This is a genomic window from Atopobacter phocae ATCC BAA-285, assembly GCF_000526675.1.
Classification (GTDB): domain Bacteria; phylum Bacillota; class Bacilli; order Lactobacillales; family Aerococcaceae; genus Atopobacter; species Atopobacter phocae.
Genome location: NZ_JAGN01000005.1, coordinates 43,430 through 58,853 on the forward strand (window position 1 = coordinate 43,430; position 15,424 = coordinate 58,853).

The window sequence follows — 15,424 nt, forward strand, 5'->3', positions numbered from 1 at the left end:
GTAATAAAGTCTAAAATTTGATTGATTAAGTGAGGGATAACTTAAAATGAAAAAAATTGCTGTACTAACAAGTGGCGGCGATGCGCCAGGAATGAATGCTGCAATACGAGCAATCGTACGTAAAGGTATTTATGAAGGTTTTGAAGTTTACGGTATATCATATGGATTCGCTGGTTTAGTAGCTGGGGATATTCGTCGAATAGATGTAAATGACGTTTCAGATATTATTAGTCGTGGTGGGACGGTGCTTTATTCTGCACGCTACCCTGAATTTGCTAAAGAAGAAGGGCAAGAAAAAGGGATTGAACAACTGAAAAAATTTGGAATTGAAGGTTTAGTTGTTATTGGTGGTGACGGCTCATACCAAGGAGCAGTTGCTTTAACTAAAAAAGGTTTCCCAACTATTGGTGTACCTGGAACGATTGACAACGATATTAAAGGGACAGACTATACAATTGGATTTGATACGACAATAAATACAGTATTGGACGCTCTTGACCGCTTACGTGACACAGCTACAAGTCACATGCGTACATTTGTTGTAGAAGTAATGGGACGTAACGCAGGCGATATTGCTTTATGGACAGGTATTGGATCAGGTAGTGAACAAATTATTATTCCTGAGCATGACTTTGATATTAAACGCGTTATTGAAGAGATTGAAGACGGTCTTAAACGCGGTAAGAAACACACTATTATCGTTTTGGCAGAAGGTGTTATGACTGCTAATGAGTTTATGGATTTATTAGCTCAAGAAAGTGGTAATTATGATACACGTGCCACTGTTCTTGGACACGTACAACGTGGTGGAGCTCCATCAGCACGTGACCGTGTATTAGCGAGTCGTATGGGTGCTAAAGCTGTTGAATTATTGAAACAAGAAATTGGTGGAGTTTGTGTTGGAATCAAAAATGAACAAATTATTTACACAGACATTATTGAAACATTAAATGGAGAACCACATCGTCCGTTACTTGAGTTGTATCAATTAAACAAAGAAATTTCATATTAGGAGTGGAAAATTAATGAAAAAAACAAAAATCGTATGTACCATTGGACCTGCTAGTGAATCGAAAGACGTATTAAAGCGTCTAGTTGAATCAGGAATGAACGTTGCCCGTTTAAACTTTTCTCATGGGGATCATGAAGAACATTTAGCACGTATTAACACAATTCGTGAAGTTGCCGAAGAATTGGGAACAGAAATTGGTATTTTATTAGATACTAAAGGTCCAGAAATCCGTACTCATAATATGGAAAATGGTTTACTTGACTTAAAACAAGGTCAATCAATTCGCGTAGCAATGGAAGAAGTCTTAGGAACTCCAGAACGTTTCTCAATTACATATCCTGAATTAATTAATGACGTACATGTTGGTTCAAAAATCTTATTAGATGATGGTTTAATTGAACTTCAAGTAACTGATTTTGATAAAGAAGCAAACGATATCATTACGACTGTTTTAAACCCTGGAATTTTGAAAAATAAAAAAGGTGTTAACGTTCCTAATGTTAAAGTAAATTTACCGGCTTTAACAGATAAAGATCGTGCAGATATTGTATTTGGTATCGAAAATGATATTGACTTTATTGCAGCAAGTTTCGTTCGTCGCGTTAGTGATGTAATTGAAATTCAAGAATTATTAGACAAGCACAACGCAAGTCATATTCAAATCATTCCAAAAATTGAAAACCAAGAAGGTGTCGATAACATTGATGATATCTTAAAAGTTTCTCAAGGTTTAATGATTGCTCGTGGTGACTTAGGGGTAGAAATCCCAGCTGAAGAAGTGCCTATTGTTCAAAAAGAATTAATCAAAAAATGTAATTCTTTAGGTAAACCAGTTATTACAGCTACTCAAATGTTAGATTCAATGCAACGCAATCCACGTCCTACACGTGCAGAGGCAGGAGACGTAGCGAACGCTATCTTTGATGGTACTGATGCAGTTATGTTAAGTGGTGAAACAGCTGCCGGTGATTACCCAGTTGAAGCAGTTCGTACAATGGCTAACATTTGTGTTCGTACAGAATTAGCTTTAACAACAGACGATATCTTTAAAATGCGTGCCTTTTCAGATTCAGATGTTGCAGAAGCGATTGGTCGTTCTGTAGGACATACAGCACGTAATTTAAATATTAAAACGATTGTTGCAGCAACAGAATCAGGGCATACTGCTCGTATGATTTCTAAATATCGTCCTAACGCACATATCGTGGCTGTAACATTTAGTAAACGTCAAAAACGTGCTTTAGCATTATCATGGGGTGTATATCCTCACGTAACTACTCGTCCCAACACGACAGACGAAATGTTTGAATTAGCTACTGAAGTGGCAACAGAACGTGGTTATGCAAGTGAAGGCGATTTAATTTTAATTACTGCCGGTGTTCCAGTTGGTGAACGAGGAACAACTAATATCATGAAAGTTCAAGCGATTAATACAATCTTGTTAAGAGGACAAGGTATCGGTCGTGACAACATGGTAGGTCAAGCTGTTGTAGCAAGTTCTCCTGAAGAAGCAATGAGCAAAATGAGTGAAAATTCAATTTTAGTTGTTAAATCAACAGATCCATCATATAATGATGCGATCTTGAAAGCACAAGCATTAATTATTGAAACAGGTGGATTAACAAGTCATGCAGCTGTACTAGGAATTGATCGTGGTATTCCTGTAATTGTAGGCGCTGAAAATGCAACATCAATTATTGAAGATGGTCAAACATTAACAGTAGATGCACGTCGTGGCATCGTTTATGCTGGAGAAACTACAGCATTTTAATGTAATAAAGAATTAAATTGTATTATTTTTATCAGAGACTAGATGTACTGTTGATTATAAATCAATTGCATCTAGTCTTTTTTAAAGATAATATTATACTATAGTATTTTTTGAAAGCGCCACAAGTTGATTAAGTCAATCATATGAAACATTTTTTGTTTGAATATTAACAAAACTCAATCTTATAGTTTTGGATGAAAACATTTAAAAATCACGTTTAAAACCTTTAATCAGTATGATTAAAATTATATATAATAGGCTAATGGATGTTCCTATACTATTTTTTCATATGATAGACTTGCTTGTTTGTGGTAAAATAAAAGAGAACGAAGGAAATGAAAGGAGTGAATATATGATTGGAACAATCGTAACAGCTTTAGTGATTGATATTAATGCCGACAATATATTTGTACAAAAAGAAGGCCGCACAATGGCTGTCAGTAAAGAGGATTTAAAAAAAGCTGATGTAAAGACGATTAATTTAGGAGATACAATAACGGGCTTTGTTTATGAAGATCGTTTTGGACAAATGCGTTTAACGCCAAACCTACCTAATATTATTAACGAGCAATATGAATTTGTTGAAGTTGTGAAAGTACGCAAAGATTTAGGCGTGTTTGTCGATGTTGGGCTTGAAGATAAGGATATTGTTGTATCAATGGATGATTTACCAAGTGAGAAGCATTTGTGGCCAAAAGTTGGCAACAAACTCTGCTTAACTTTATATACAGATCATAAAGAAAGAATGTGGGGTAAGTTAGCGGATCATTTAATTATGCAAAGTAAATTAGTTAAAGCACCAGCCGACTTATTCAACAAAAATGTAGAAGCAATCTGTTTTGAAGTAAAACTCGTAGGAACACGTGTTTTAACGACAGAAGGTTATTTAGGTTTCTTACATCCGAACGAACGAATTGAAGAGCCAACCCTGGGTGAACTCATTTCTGCTCGAGTAATTGATGTAAAAAGTGACGGAACAATTAACATTTCAACAAAACCACGAGCTCATGAAGCGATAGGTGAAGATGCTGAAATGATTTTAGAAATGTTACGTCGTATGCCAGGCAATCAATTGCCTTATCATGATAAAAGCGATCCTGAAGAAATTAAAAGCTACTTTGGTATTTCAAAAGGTCAATTCAAACGTGCAATTGGTCATTTATTAAAAGCACGATTAATCAAAAAAATTGACAATGGGATTGAACTCATTAAATAAGGAGGGTTAGCGTGGGGCAGCAAACCAATCGAACGATTCAACAAAAATTACAAGCCGCAGGTTATAAATTAACGCCTCAACGTGAAATGACACTTCAAGTGTTGTTAGATAAAGATGAAGAACATTTGAGTGCGGAAGAAATTTATATGTTATTAAAAGCTAATTACCCTTCAATTGGCTTAGCAACAGTTTATCGAACGTTAGATATATTAACTGAGATTGGTGTTATCTATAAAGTGAACTTTGATGATGGTTTGGCTCGATATGATTTGAAAACAACGGGTTCTGAACACTTCCACCATCATTTACTTTGTTTAGAGTGCGGCAAAATAGATGAAGTATTTGATGATTTACTAGTGGATATCGAGCCAATCGTTGAACGAGATTACCAATTTAAAGTAGTTGATCATCGTTTAACTTTTCATGGTATATGTGCAGAATGTCAAGCTAAGCAGTTAAATAAAAAAGGATATGCTAATGAGTCAAAATGAGCATCCTGTAATTGTTGATTTTATAAATTATTTGAAAACAGAACGCGGCTTAGCACCATTGACGGTAGAAAGTTATTTAAGGGATATTAAGCAGTTTCAGGAATTTTTAATCAATGAATATCAGTCTAGTCAGCATTTGACCTCATTTGAGATAATTGATATACAATTGTTTTTAGGAGAATTAAGCAAACGAAATCTAACCGCATCAACAAGACAACGTAAATTGTCTTCGCTGCGGTTGTTTACAAAGTTTTTAATTCATGAGCAGTTACGTCAAGATAATCCACTTGTTACGATTGCTTCTCCTAAAGAAGGAGACAAACTTCCTAAATTTTTATCAATCAATGAGATGCAACGATTACTTGAAGCACCTAAATTAAATACTTTATATGGTGTTCGAGACCGTGTGATGTTAGAAGTAATGTATGCCACAGGATTACGTGTGAGCGAGCTTTGTCAATTATCACTTGATCAAACACAATTAGATTTTGGTTTTATTCGAGTAATTGGTAAAGGTAAAAAAGAAAGACTGATTCCTATAAGCGAACGTTTAAACGTTTTTTTAGATCAATATTTAAACCAAATTCGTCCTCAATTATTAAAAGATAAAGAAACGAATTTAGTTTTTTTGACACAAAGAGGTAGTGGTTTTACACGCCAAGGATTTTGGAAAAATTTAAAGAAATATTTGATTGTCGCTGGATTAAGCGAAGATATTTCACCACATACATTAAGGCATTCATTTGCTAGCCATTTGCTTCAAAACGGGGCAAACTTGCGAGTAATTCAAGATTTACTTGGTCATGAAAATATAAGTACGACAGAAGTCTACACGCATTTGAATACAAGTCATTTGCGACACATATATAATCAGTCACATCCAAGAGAATAAATAGAATAGATGAGGTGCAAAAAATGGAATTTAAAAGAGTACACGTTATTGTAATGGATTCAGTTGGAATTGGTGAACAACCTGATGCAGATAAATTTGGTGATGTTGGAGCACATACCCTTGGACATATTGCCGAAAATATGTCATTAAATCTTCCTGAAATGGAGAAAATGGGTCTAGCTAAAATTGAACCATTAAATGGAATACAAGCAATTGAACCAGAAAAAGGATATTATACGAAATTAGAAGAAGAATCAGTGGGAAAAGATACGATGACTGGTCATTGGGAATTAATGGGTTTACATATCGACACACCATTTCGTGTATTTCCTGATGGATTCCCTGATGAATTACTGGATCAAATTAAAGAACATACAGGGCGTGGCGTTCTAGCAAATAAACCAGCTAGTGGAACAGCAGTTATTGATGAATACGGTGAAGAACAAATGAAAACAGGCGATTTAATTATTTATACTTCTGCTGATCCTGTATTACAAATTGCTGCTCACGAAGAAATTATTCCATTAGAAGAATTATATGAAATTTGTGAATATGTACGTGAAATTACTTTAGATGAACCATACAAAATTGGTCGTATTATTGCACGTCCATATGTGGGAGAACCAGGTAACTTTACTCGTACATCAAATCGTCATGACTATGCACTAAGCCCTACAGGTAAGACAGTATTGGATCAATTAAAAGCAGCTGATTATGATGTAATTGCAGTTGGTAAAATTAACGATATTTTCAATGGTCAAGGAATTACTGAATTCGTTCGTACGAAAAGCAATATGGATGGCGTTGACAAATTAATAGAAGTAATGAAAAAAGACTTCACAGGTATGAGCTTTACAAACTTAGTAGATTTTGATGCTTTATTTGGACATCGTCGTAATACGGTAGGATATGGCGAAGCATTACAAGATTTTGATGCACGTATTCCAGAAATCAAAGAACACATGCAACTGGATGATTTATTAATCATTACTGCCGACCATGGAAATGATCCAACATTCCCTGGAACAGATCATACACGTGAATATATTCCAGTTTTAATTTACAGTCCAAAATTTAAAGGAAATGGTTTAATACCAGTTGGACATTTTGCTGATATTCAAGCAACTATTGCCGAAAACTTTAATGTTGAAAAAACAGAATTTGGTACAAGTTTCTTAGATCACTTAGTATAAAATAACTAAAAAATCCGAGGTGTATTATGAGCATGAATATTTCAACACAACTAGCAGAAACAAAATCTTTTTTAGAAAATAAACTTGACGTTTTACCTAAGATTGGACTAATTTTAGGTTCAGGTTTAGGCGTATTAACAGAAGAATTATCAAACAAAATTGAAATTCCTTATGAAGATATTCCTAATTTTCCAGTATCTACTGTTGAAGGACATGCCGGTCAATTAGTAGTTGGTGAATTAGCAGGTGTTTCAGTTTTAATTATGGATGGGCGTTTTCATTTTTATGAAGGCTATTCAATGGGTACAGTGACATTTCCTATTCGTGTGATGAGTTTATTGAATATTGAATCATTAATTGTTACAAATGCTGCTGGTGGATGTGATCCAACATTTACGCCAGGTGATTTAATGATTATTGATGACCATATCAACTTCTTTGGTACAAATCCATTAATTGGACCAAATATGAAAGAATTTGGGCCGCGATTCCCAGATATGTCAGAAGCATATTATAGACCATATCGTGAATTAGTAGAGAAAGTTGCTCAAAAATTAGATATTTCAATTAAACACGGTGTGTACATTGGAATGACTGGTCCGACATACGAAACGCCAGCAGAAATAAAAATGGCTCAAGTACTTGGTGCTAGTGCAGTTGGAATGTCAACAGTTCCAGAAGTTATTGTGGCAAATCATAGTGGTATTAAATGTGTGGGTATTTCCTGTATAACAAATATGGCGGCTGGTTTGCAAGTTAATCTAAATCATGAAGAAGTAGTTGAAACAACGCAACGTGTTAAAAATGTTTTCAAACAGTTAGTGACAGAATTAGTTGTTGAAATTCATAATAGCAAATAAAAGAGATTATTGATGAGGTGAGAAGGTGTTAGTTAGATGTAAACCAGAGCAACAAAAAATTGCCATGGGATTATTGTCTTATATTTCAGATTTTAAAGACATGGATCGTTTGAACCAACTAATGGATACATATCGGGAAAATGAGCAGAAACACTTATACTTGTGGTCAGATAAAGAAACAGACAATTTTGTAGCAGTAATCGGTGTTGAAATTGGAGATGAAGTTATTATTCGACAATTAGCCGTTAATCCATCTTTTCGTAATGAAGGAATTGCACATCAAGTATTAGATCAATTGCAACAAATCTTCCCGAATAAAAACATGATTGGTACTTTAGAAATGAATTCAATTGTTGCTCATTGGGAAAATGCTAATTACCAAGCCAATAATTCTAATGATGGGAAGATTGATTAGTGATTAAGTCAGTTGCAAAAGAGACTTCTTTTGAGGGAACTTCGAATGAAGTGATGCAAATAAAAATTGATCAATTTGAGGGCCCGTTAGATTTACTTTTGTCTTTAATTCGTTCTTTAAAATTAGATATTGAGACTTTACCAATTAGTGAAGTAACGACGCAGTATATTAATTATATTCACTCCATGCAAGAATTATCGCTTGAAGTAGCCAGTGAATATTTAGTGATGGCAGCTACACTAATCGAAATTAAAGGACGAGAGCTACTGCCACAAATTGAAAAAGAAGTAGAAGAAAACATAGATAGTCCCAAAGAACAATTAATTCAACAATTAAAATTGTATCAACAGTACAAGGCAATGGATGAAACCTTTAAATCTCTTGAAGATAAACGTGGATTTCATAAGCATCGTCCCCCTGCTGATTTATCTGACTTAGTGGTTCATGTACCGTTAGAATCAGGAGAAGTTGAATTACAAGATTTATTTCGTGCATTATCTAAAATGTCATTACGTTTTAAATTAGATCAACCCATTGTAAGAACAATGGTAAAAGATCCAATAACTGTTGAAAAAAGTATGAAACGATTAATGAATCGATTAACCCAATCCAATCAACCCATTCGATTAATCGATAGTATTGACGTATTAAATAAAACAGCTGTAGTGAGTTATTTTTTAGCGTTTTTACAATTAGTCCGTAATGGTGATATAACATTTAAACAAGAACATCGAAATGATGATATTTGGATTGAAAAGATGAGCAAGGACGATTAATAAATGAAATTATTACAACAAATTGAAAGCTTACTTTTTGTTTCAGGTGAAGAGGGAATTAGTATAGAAGAACTAACAATGCTGCTATCTTCATCTGAACAAGAAGTGAAATACAATATTTTAACATTACAACAAGCCTATCATTGGAGGCCATCTGCTTTAACTATTATAGTAACAGCTGGACGTTACAAAATTAGTACTAAAAAAGAATTTTACCCAATCATTGAACAGTTTGCGCACTCTCCACTTCAAGTGAAGCTGTCACAAGCAGTATTGGAGACTTTAATTATCATAGCCTATCGTCAACCGATAACTCGTGTTGAAATTGATCATATTCGTGGTGTGCAGTCACAAGCAGCCATTCAACGTTTAATTCTTCGCGGATTGATACAAGAGTCAGGAAGACTTGAGAAGCCAGGTCGTCCAAAATTATATGAAACGACAGATTATTTTCTAGATTATTTTGGGTTGAATACAATTGATGATTTACCCGCATTATTTGATCCAATTGATTTAGAAATCAAACAACCCATTGATTTGTTTGATAAAGATAATTTTGAATAAAATGAAGTGAAATAAAGGAGCTTATAAATGGAACGATTACAGAAAGTCTTAGCACAAGCAGGTATTGCTTCTCGAAGAAAATCCGAAGAAATTATTCAGTCTGGTCGAGTGACGGTGAATGGTCAAGTAGTGACAGAGTTAGGCGTTAAAGTAGGAATGAATGATCATATTAAAGTAGATGGCGTTTTAATTACTAAAGAAGAGAAAGTCTATTATTTATTCTATAAACCGAAAAATGTATTGTCGAGTGTGAGTGATGACCGGGGACGTTCAGTCGTTGTCGATTATTTTGAAACAGATAAACGTATTTATCCCGTGGGACGACTAGATTTTGACACAACTGGTGTTCTTTTAATGACAAATGACGGAGAATTTAGCCAATCGTTAATGCATCCTAAATTTCAAGTAGAAAAAGAATATATTGCAACCATTTCAGGTGTTCCAACGGATGAAAAACTTTTACGTTTGGAACGAGGTATTCAACTTGAAAAAGGAAAAACTAGTCCAGCAAAAGTAAAAGTCATTAAAAGAAACACAAAGAAAAATACAGCTATTATTTCATTAGTCATTCATGAAGGATGGAACCATCAAGTAAAAAAAATGTTTGAAGCAATTGGACATCCCGTAATGAAACTTAAAAGAGAACGTGTTGCCTTTCTGACATTAGGTCAGTTAACACCAGGCGAACATCGTCCATTGAAACCTTATGAAATTGTCAAATTAAAACAACTTAGTGGACAAGATAGTAAAAATTAAGTAAAATGCAAATGTAATAAAAAATCAATTGATTCGTCTTCAGGGGCGGGGTGCAATTCCCCACCGGTAGTTATAGTCTACGAACTCGAAAGAGCCGAACTGGTGAAATTCCAGTACCGACAGTATAGTCTGGATAAAGAAGATGGGGTTTTTAATGGACTCTATTTTTCTGACGAGAAATAGAGTTTTTATTTATCCTTCCTGATATGAATCGTTAGGAGGAAATCATTATGGCGTCACAATCAAAAATTAATCGTCAAATAGGTGCGGCAATTTTAGGGGCAGTGGCATTTATTGTTATGTTTTTTCATTTTCCCATTATCCCATTTGTACCGTATTTAAAAATTGATTTTAGCGACACAATTCTTTTGCTAAGTGGATTATTGTATGGGCCTCAAGCTGTACTGATGACAGGTTTCATACGAAGTGCATTACATTATATTCAAACAGGGGGAGACTTAGGATATCCAATCGGAGTAACAGCAAGTTTTATTGCTTCTATTAGTTTGTTATTACCTGTACTACAAGCAACTAAAACGGAATTATCTGTAAAAAATTTCGTGAAAGGTAGTATTTTTGGAATCATTATCTTAACAATTGTTATGGTGATTTTGAATTGGTTTGTCCTTACTCCAATATATTTTAAATTATTTAACTTACAAATTGAATCGCTAAAAGAATTGATTGTTTATGGTATCGTACCATTTAACATGATTAAAGGTGTTTTAGTTTCAATCGTGAATTTACTTGTGTATTTAAAAGTATATCCATTTTTACGTAAAAGATTAAAAGTAAAACCAACATGCACAACCACAAAGTTAAAATAAAAAAATGAAATAAATTAAAGAAGAGAAGATGTCGTCACTATATGATGAGCATCTTCTTTTTTTAGGACATATGCTTGTTACTGAATTAATTAGTGGAATTTAGTGCTTAGAATCAATAAGACATATTCAAATGACAATCGATGCGCACGACTTTCTTTTTTGATATACTAAGAAAATGGTTGAGTTTTTCTTTTTATCGCTCCAGTTGGGCAAGCTGTATAAGCAACTTTGATTTTAATCATATCATTTTGATTGAAATCATGAGTTCCTGAATTATTATCTTGAATTAAATAAGCAAGACCTTCATGGTTATTTTCAAAATATTGTTCGGCTTTTAGTGCACATAAACCACATGCAATGCACTCTTCTTGATTTACTTTAAAAAACAATAACAACACCTACTTTCGGAGGAAATAATGGATTATTTTAAATATATCGTTTTAATGTGTTTAGAACAACGCGGAATTAAACGGAATACGTTAAAGCATATTTTATATGGTAAACGCACGGTTTATCAAATGATGGAAACCATTGAACGACAATTAACCGCTTTTTATGGTGCATTTAAATTTCAAAGGTATCAGTCGTTCGATTTAATGGTTAATGAGTTAATAAAATTAAATTACGTAGATGATTCAAATAATCAACTAATTTTGACTGATGAAGGCTCATCAATTATTCAAAAAAATGAATCATTAAAGAAATATTGGCATCCTGATGCAATGCGTTATCAACTAATTGATCAAGAATTATTTTCTCTTTGTTTAAGTATATATCAAATGTTATCATTCAAACAACACGATCTTTTAACTGATTATCGTCCATCAGGAACTTATCTAAATCAACTTTTTATTCATAATTTGATGCATCATAAAAAATATTTGAGTGAAGAGCTTGTTAAGGCTTTAGTGGAATGTTTAGATCATTATGATGAAAGCTATCAAGAAATAATTGTTAGTCAATTAGTGGGGGCGAAAGTAGAAACTTTTAGTTATCAAGCATTAGAACAAGTCTTTGATATGAAAGAAGCAGAGATGAAATATTTATTATGGCATTTTTTCTTACACGTCATTGATCATTCTAATGAATTAAAACAAATGATAAAAACGTATATAAAAAAGCGAAGCATTGTGTCAGAAAGTGTAGAGTACACCGCACATTTATTTCATAGCGGAGAGACAGTTAATGAAATTGCATTAAAAAGACGATTGAAAGACAGTACAATTATTGATCATTTATTTGAATTTCAACTGATGTATCCAACATTTACTTTTAAAGAAGCACACGATTTTCAGTTAGTAAAAGAAATAGCTGATTTATTAAAGCAAGATTCTCATCTGCGTTTTGGTGAAATAAAAGAAATGTTAAATCGTCCTGAATTAACTTATAGCTATATTTTATTTGCAAAATTAGTTAGGCAAGGAGATAAAATATGGACCATCGAATAAATGTAGAAGTAATGAAAAGATTTTTAAATAAAAAATTTAATTATGAATCTTTTCATAATCAGCAACTAGAATCTATAGAACAACTTGTATTAGGTCGTAATGTTTTTACGATATTGCCTACAGGAACGGGGAAATCCTTAATTTATCAATTTTTTGGTGCGTTTAAACAACGACCGGTAATTATTATTTCGCCTTTAAAAGCTTTAATGTATGATCAAGTTAGTCGAATCGTTCATCAAGGTTTTCAGTCTGTTGCAATAACTTCCGATTTAAACCGAAAAGAAAAGGATATTATTTATCGGCAATTAAATACTTTTCAGTATCTATTTCTTTCACCTGAGATGATTAATCAAGAAGAAGTTTTAAACCATCTAAAAAAAATTCAGGATCCTTTATTGGTAATAGATGAAGCACATTGTATTTCTGAATGGGGACGAGATTTTCGACAAGATTATTTAGGCCTTAAGGCTTTAAGACAACAACTGAATAACCCTCAAACATTAGCACTCACAGCTACTGCTCCACCAAATGTCGTTAAAGATGTAATGCGACTTTTATTTAGTGAAAAAGAAACTGTTCAAATGTTTCGACATGACCATTTGCCAATGAATCGTTCATATAACATATTATCTGAAAAAGAAATGTATAATATTTCATCTGGTATGACGTTAGAAGAGGTTAAATTTATAGCTTTACTTCGACTGTTGGAACATGTTGAATATCCTGTATTGATATATGCAGGATTTCGAGATATATGTGATGAATTAAGTGATTTTTTGCGTTCCAATCACTATGTAGCTTTAAGTTATCATGCAGGATTGACTAATGATGAACGTTGGCGTGTACAAGAACTATATTTACAAAATCATGCAGATATTGTCATTGCAACGAGTGCATTTGGTATGGGGATCGATAAGAAAAACATTCGAACAGTTATTCACTTTCATCCAAGTGCTTCCATTGCCCAATTTATTCAAGAAACAGGACGTTCTGGAAGAGACGGTTTATCCAATCAATCCATTTGTTTTCAGGATAAGCAATACTTAAATTGGAAATATCGGATTATTTTTGATACGATACAGAAGTTACGAAATCAGACCAATTTATTAAATGTTGATCAATTAGAAGAACCTATTGCACAAGCGATTGAAGGGTTAAAACAATTAAACTATAATGTGCATGAAATTCAAAAATTATTAATTGGTCATTATAGTAATCAATTAAAACAAATTGAAATGATGCAAGAATATATAAATGGTATTAGGAATCCAAGAGAGACATTTGAAACATTTTTAACTTCTGGGTTTTGGGAGGGAAGTTATCAGGAAATCAAACCACTAATTGAGACATTACAGTTTAATCAAAAGCAACCCCTTTATAAACCGATGTCGACCAATCCATTAAAGCGATTAAAAAAACTTTTTCCCAAAAATTATATGAATTAATCAATAGATTTATTAAAAAAAATTTAACTATACCATTTTCATACCTCTGTGTGCTAAAATGGTAAGCGAAAGCTATTAAAGGAGGTGGCGACTTGTTTAATTTGAACAAGCGCAAAGACTCAGCTGAAGAAAAGCCATGGTCTAATTCATTTGAAGAAAGTCATTCCGATTCAGAGTTGTCTCGTGCAGCTCGTCATAATGAATCAAATGACGCATCTTTAACAACAAAAATTTTACTAGTTGTCTTTATTGTTATGTTATTATCACCAATCATTTACTATTTTTATGATAGTCAACAACGTACAAACGCGATTGAATCGCAATCAAAAAATGAAGTATTGATTTCAAAAGAAGCGGTAAAAGAGCAGAAAAAAGTTCAAATTGAGAAAGAAAAAGAACTGGCTCGAAAAGAAGAAGAAAAAGCTAAAGAAGCGGCTCGGAAAGCTAAAGAACAAGAAGAAGAGGAAGCTAAATTAGCACGTCAACAAGAAGAATTAGATCAAACAGCAGCTAGTCAAAACGAACAAGCTCAAGCTAGTCCTAATGTTGCAGAACAAACAACTCCTAATCAAGCAGGATATAACAATTCCTATACTGTACAAGCAGGCGATAATTTATGGCGCATTGCTTATAGTCATGGGATGACGTTAGATGAATTAAAACAAGTTAATGGTTTACCAAATAACGATGCTATAATTGGTATGCAATTGCGTGTAAAATAATGAAAAAATAACTATAGCTGACCTTATAAAAGTCAGCTATTTTGTTGGAAAAATATACATACAAGTGAGGAAATTATGATAAATATTGCAATCGATGGACCATCTTCTTCAGGAAAAAGTACAATCGCAAAAGAACTAGCTAAACGACTCAATTTAACATATTTAGATACAGGTGCAATGTATCGTTCAGTAACCTACTTAGCTTTAAAGCAAAGAATTGATTTAAATAACGAACACGCGTTAGCGAATTTAGCAAAAAAATACCCAATTTCATTTACGCAAAATGAAAATGGAGATCAATTGGTTTGGATTAATAATGAAAATGTAACAGAACATATTCGCTCAATCGAAGTGACTAATAATGTATCTGAAGTTTCAGCTCATTCGATTGTTCGTGAAGTACTCGTAGCTCAACAGCAGGCCTATATTACTTCAGGTGGCATTATTATGGATGGTCGGGACATTGGAACAGTTGTGATGCCAAATGCCAATTTAAAAATATTTTTAACCGCTTCTTCTAAAGTTAGAGCAGAACGACGTTATCGAGAAAATATACAACGTGGCATTGAAACTTCATTTGATGAGCTTTTAAAACAAATTGAAGAACGCGATGCTTATGATACTAATCGTGAAACATCACCTTTAAAAAAAGCGACCGATGCTATTGAATTAGACACTTCGGATAAAACAATTGAAGAAGTCATAAAAACAATAAAAAAATTGATAAAGTCCATATAATTGTGTAAAAGATAAAAGGCCATATAAAGCTCCTTTTACGGTACAATGTTTTTACCAGAAAACCTACCCAGGAGGACTTTATATGACCCAAGTACATTTTACACTGAATAGCGAAGAGGTTCAAAGCATTATTGAACATTCGGTAAAAGATGATGTGTCTAAAAACATTTTGACAACAGTGTTCAACCAGTTGATGGAAAATCAGCGAACAGAATATATCCAGGCTGATGACTATGAACGATCCGAAAGTCGTCAGAGTCAAAGAAATGGCTATTATGAACGAGACTTTACAACGCGG

General features: G+C 33.4%; 18 protein-coding genes and 1 riboswitch. Of the genes, 17 read left to right on the forward strand and 1 reads right to left on the reverse strand.

Translation table 11 applies throughout. The annotated features are described in order from the left end of the window. Positions 1 to 46 precede the first annotated feature (46 nt). From pfkA to L866_RS0101835, 12 genes are all read left to right on the forward strand, one after another. Positions 47 to 1,012 (forward strand): 6-phosphofructokinase, encoded by a 966-nt coding sequence (gene pfkA / locus L866_RS0101780; protein ID WP_025728573.1) that lies wholly within the window; start codon positions 47 to 49, stop codon positions 1,010 to 1,012. A gap of 13 nt (positions 1,013 to 1,025) precedes the next feature. Further along, a complete protein-coding gene (gene pyk / locus L866_RS0101785; protein WP_025728575.1) occupies positions 1,026 to 2,783 on the forward strand; it encodes a pyruvate kinase in 1,758 nt (585 codons plus the stop codon). A 352-nt stretch (positions 2,784 to 3,135) separates the two neighbouring features. Beyond that, positions 3,136 to 3,999, forward strand: coding sequence for a S1-like domain-containing RNA-binding protein (locus L866_RS0101790; RefSeq protein ID WP_025728577.1), 864 nt, complete (start codon positions 3,136 to 3,138; stop codon positions 3,997 to 3,999). 11 nt (positions 4,000 to 4,010) lie between these two features. Beyond that, positions 4,011 to 4,490: a ferric iron uptake transcriptional regulator gene (gene fur / locus L866_RS0101795; RefSeq protein ID WP_025728579.1), complete on the forward strand. Its 480-nt coding sequence runs from the start codon at positions 4,011 to 4,013 to the stop codon at positions 4,488 to 4,490. Continuing rightward, complete coding sequence (gene xerD / locus L866_RS0101800) at positions 4,471 to 5,382, forward strand: site-specific tyrosine recombinase XerD (protein WP_084030241.1); 912 nt, start codon at positions 4,471 to 4,473, stop codon at positions 5,380 to 5,382. Before fur ends, xerD begins: the two co-directional genes overlap by 20 nt. 23 nt (positions 5,383 to 5,405) lie before the next feature. Beyond that, on the forward strand, positions 5,406 to 6,575 hold the full coding sequence (gene deoB / locus L866_RS0101805) for a phosphopentomutase (protein ID WP_025728583.1): 1,170 nt from the start codon (positions 5,406 to 5,408) through the stop codon (positions 6,573 to 6,575). Positions 6,576 to 6,607: 32 nt separating this feature from the next. Next, entirely contained in the window at positions 6,608 to 7,435 is an 828-nt protein-coding gene (locus L866_RS0101810) for a purine-nucleoside phosphorylase (protein ID WP_025728585.1), read from the forward strand. Positions 7,436 to 7,460: 25 nt separating this feature from the next. Next, entirely contained in the window at positions 7,461 to 7,850 is a 390-nt protein-coding gene (locus tag L866_RS0101815) for a GNAT family N-acetyltransferase (protein WP_025728587.1), read from the forward strand. Further along, on the forward strand, positions 7,850 to 8,626 hold the full coding sequence (locus L866_RS08355; RefSeq protein WP_025728589.1) for a segregation and condensation protein A: 777 nt from the start codon (positions 7,850 to 7,852) through the stop codon (positions 8,624 to 8,626). The genes L866_RS0101815 and L866_RS08355 overlap by 1 nt, the downstream gene beginning before the upstream one ends. A gap of 3 nt (positions 8,627 to 8,629) precedes the next feature. Continuing rightward, the gene (scpB, locus tag L866_RS08360; protein ID WP_035445917.1) at positions 8,630 to 9,190 is read left to right on the forward strand and encodes an SMC-Scp complex subunit ScpB; all 561 of its coding nucleotides are present in this window, start codon (positions 8,630 to 8,632) and stop codon (positions 9,188 to 9,190) included. A 27-nt stretch (positions 9,191 to 9,217) separates the two neighbouring features. After that, positions 9,218 to 9,946: a pseudouridine synthase gene (locus L866_RS0101830; RefSeq protein WP_025728591.1), complete on the forward strand. Its 729-nt coding sequence runs from the start codon at positions 9,218 to 9,220 to the stop codon at positions 9,944 to 9,946. A gap of 31 nt (positions 9,947 to 9,977) precedes the next feature. Continuing rightward, positions 9,978 to 10,094, forward strand: a riboswitch (FMN riboswitch). Positions 10,095 to 10,176: 82 nt separating this feature from the next. Next, positions 10,177 to 10,773, forward strand: a complete 597-nt coding sequence (locus L866_RS0101835) for an ECF transporter S component (protein ID WP_025728593.1) — start codon at positions 10,177 to 10,179, stop codon at positions 10,771 to 10,773. Between the two features lie 167 nt (positions 10,774 to 10,940). On the opposite strand, the gene L866_RS0101840 is transcribed toward L866_RS0101835, so the two are convergent. Then, positions 10,941 to 11,171 carry a ferredoxin gene (locus L866_RS0101840; RefSeq protein ID WP_245578422.1) on the reverse strand — a complete coding sequence of 77 codons (231 nt, stop codon included), beginning with the start codon at positions 11,169 to 11,171 and terminating at the stop codon, positions 10,941 to 10,943. Between the two features lie 18 nt (positions 11,172 to 11,189). On the opposite strand from L866_RS0101840, the gene L866_RS0101845 reads away from it, so the two are divergent. From L866_RS0101845 to L866_RS0101865, 5 genes are all read left to right on the forward strand, one after another. Further along, positions 11,190 to 12,221, forward strand: coding sequence for a helix-turn-helix domain-containing protein (locus tag L866_RS0101845; RefSeq protein WP_025728597.1), 1,032 nt, complete (start codon positions 11,190 to 11,192; stop codon positions 12,219 to 12,221). Then, entirely contained in the window at positions 12,206 to 13,666 is a 1,461-nt protein-coding gene (locus L866_RS08365; protein WP_025728599.1) for a RecQ family ATP-dependent DNA helicase, read from the forward strand. The genes L866_RS0101845 and L866_RS08365 overlap by 16 nt, the downstream gene beginning before the upstream one ends. Positions 13,667 to 13,758: 92 nt before the next feature. Continuing rightward, on the forward strand, positions 13,759 to 14,388 hold the full coding sequence (locus L866_RS08980; protein ID WP_025728601.1) for a LysM peptidoglycan-binding domain-containing protein: 630 nt from the start codon (positions 13,759 to 13,761) through the stop codon (positions 14,386 to 14,388). Positions 14,389 to 14,463: 75 nt separating this feature from the next. Beyond that, complete coding sequence (gene cmk / locus L866_RS0101860) at positions 14,464 to 15,126, forward strand: (d)CMP kinase (protein ID WP_025728603.1); 663 nt, start codon at positions 14,464 to 14,466, stop codon at positions 15,124 to 15,126. A gap of 82 nt (positions 15,127 to 15,208) precedes the next feature. Beyond that, positions 15,209 to 15,424: IS256 family transposase (locus tag L866_RS0101865; RefSeq protein ID WP_025728605.1), on the forward strand; the 216-nt coding region annotated here is incomplete at its 3' end.

Coding starts and splice junctions, on each gene's coding strand:
- pyk (WP_025728575.1), top strand. CDS start 1,026: ATGAAAAAAACAAAAATCGTATGTACCATTGGACCTGCTAGTGAATCG.
- L866_RS0101835 (WP_025728593.1), top strand. CDS start 10,177: ATGGCGTCACAATCAAAAATTAATCGTCAAATAGGTGCGGCAATTTTA.
- L866_RS0101845 (WP_025728597.1), top strand. CDS start 11,190: ATGGATTATTTTAAATATATCGTTTTAATGTGTTTAGAACAACGCGGA.
- L866_RS0101790 (WP_025728577.1), top strand. CDS start 3,136: ATGATTGGAACAATCGTAACAGCTTTAGTGATTGATATTAATGCCGAC.
- L866_RS0101810 (WP_025728585.1), top strand. CDS start 6,608: ATGAATATTTCAACACAACTAGCAGAAACAAAATCTTTTTTAGAAAAT.
- pfkA (WP_025728573.1), top strand. CDS start 47: ATGAAAAAAATTGCTGTACTAACAAGTGGCGGCGATGCGCCAGGAATG.
- cmk (WP_025728603.1), top strand. CDS start 14,464: ATGATAAATATTGCAATCGATGGACCATCTTCTTCAGGAAAAAGTACA.
- L866_RS0101830 (WP_025728591.1), top strand. CDS start 9,218: ATGGAACGATTACAGAAAGTCTTAGCACAAGCAGGTATTGCTTCTCGA.
- scpB (WP_035445917.1), top strand. CDS start 8,630: ATGAAATTATTACAACAAATTGAAAGCTTACTTTTTGTTTCAGGTGAA.
- L866_RS08365 (WP_025728599.1), top strand. CDS start 12,206: ATGGACCATCGAATAAATGTAGAAGTAATGAAAAGATTTTTAAATAAA.
- xerD (WP_084030241.1), top strand. CDS start 4,471: ATGCTAATGAGTCAAAATGAGCATCCTGTAATTGTTGATTTTATAAAT.
- deoB (WP_025728583.1), top strand. CDS start 5,406: ATGGAATTTAAAAGAGTACACGTTATTGTAATGGATTCAGTTGGAATT.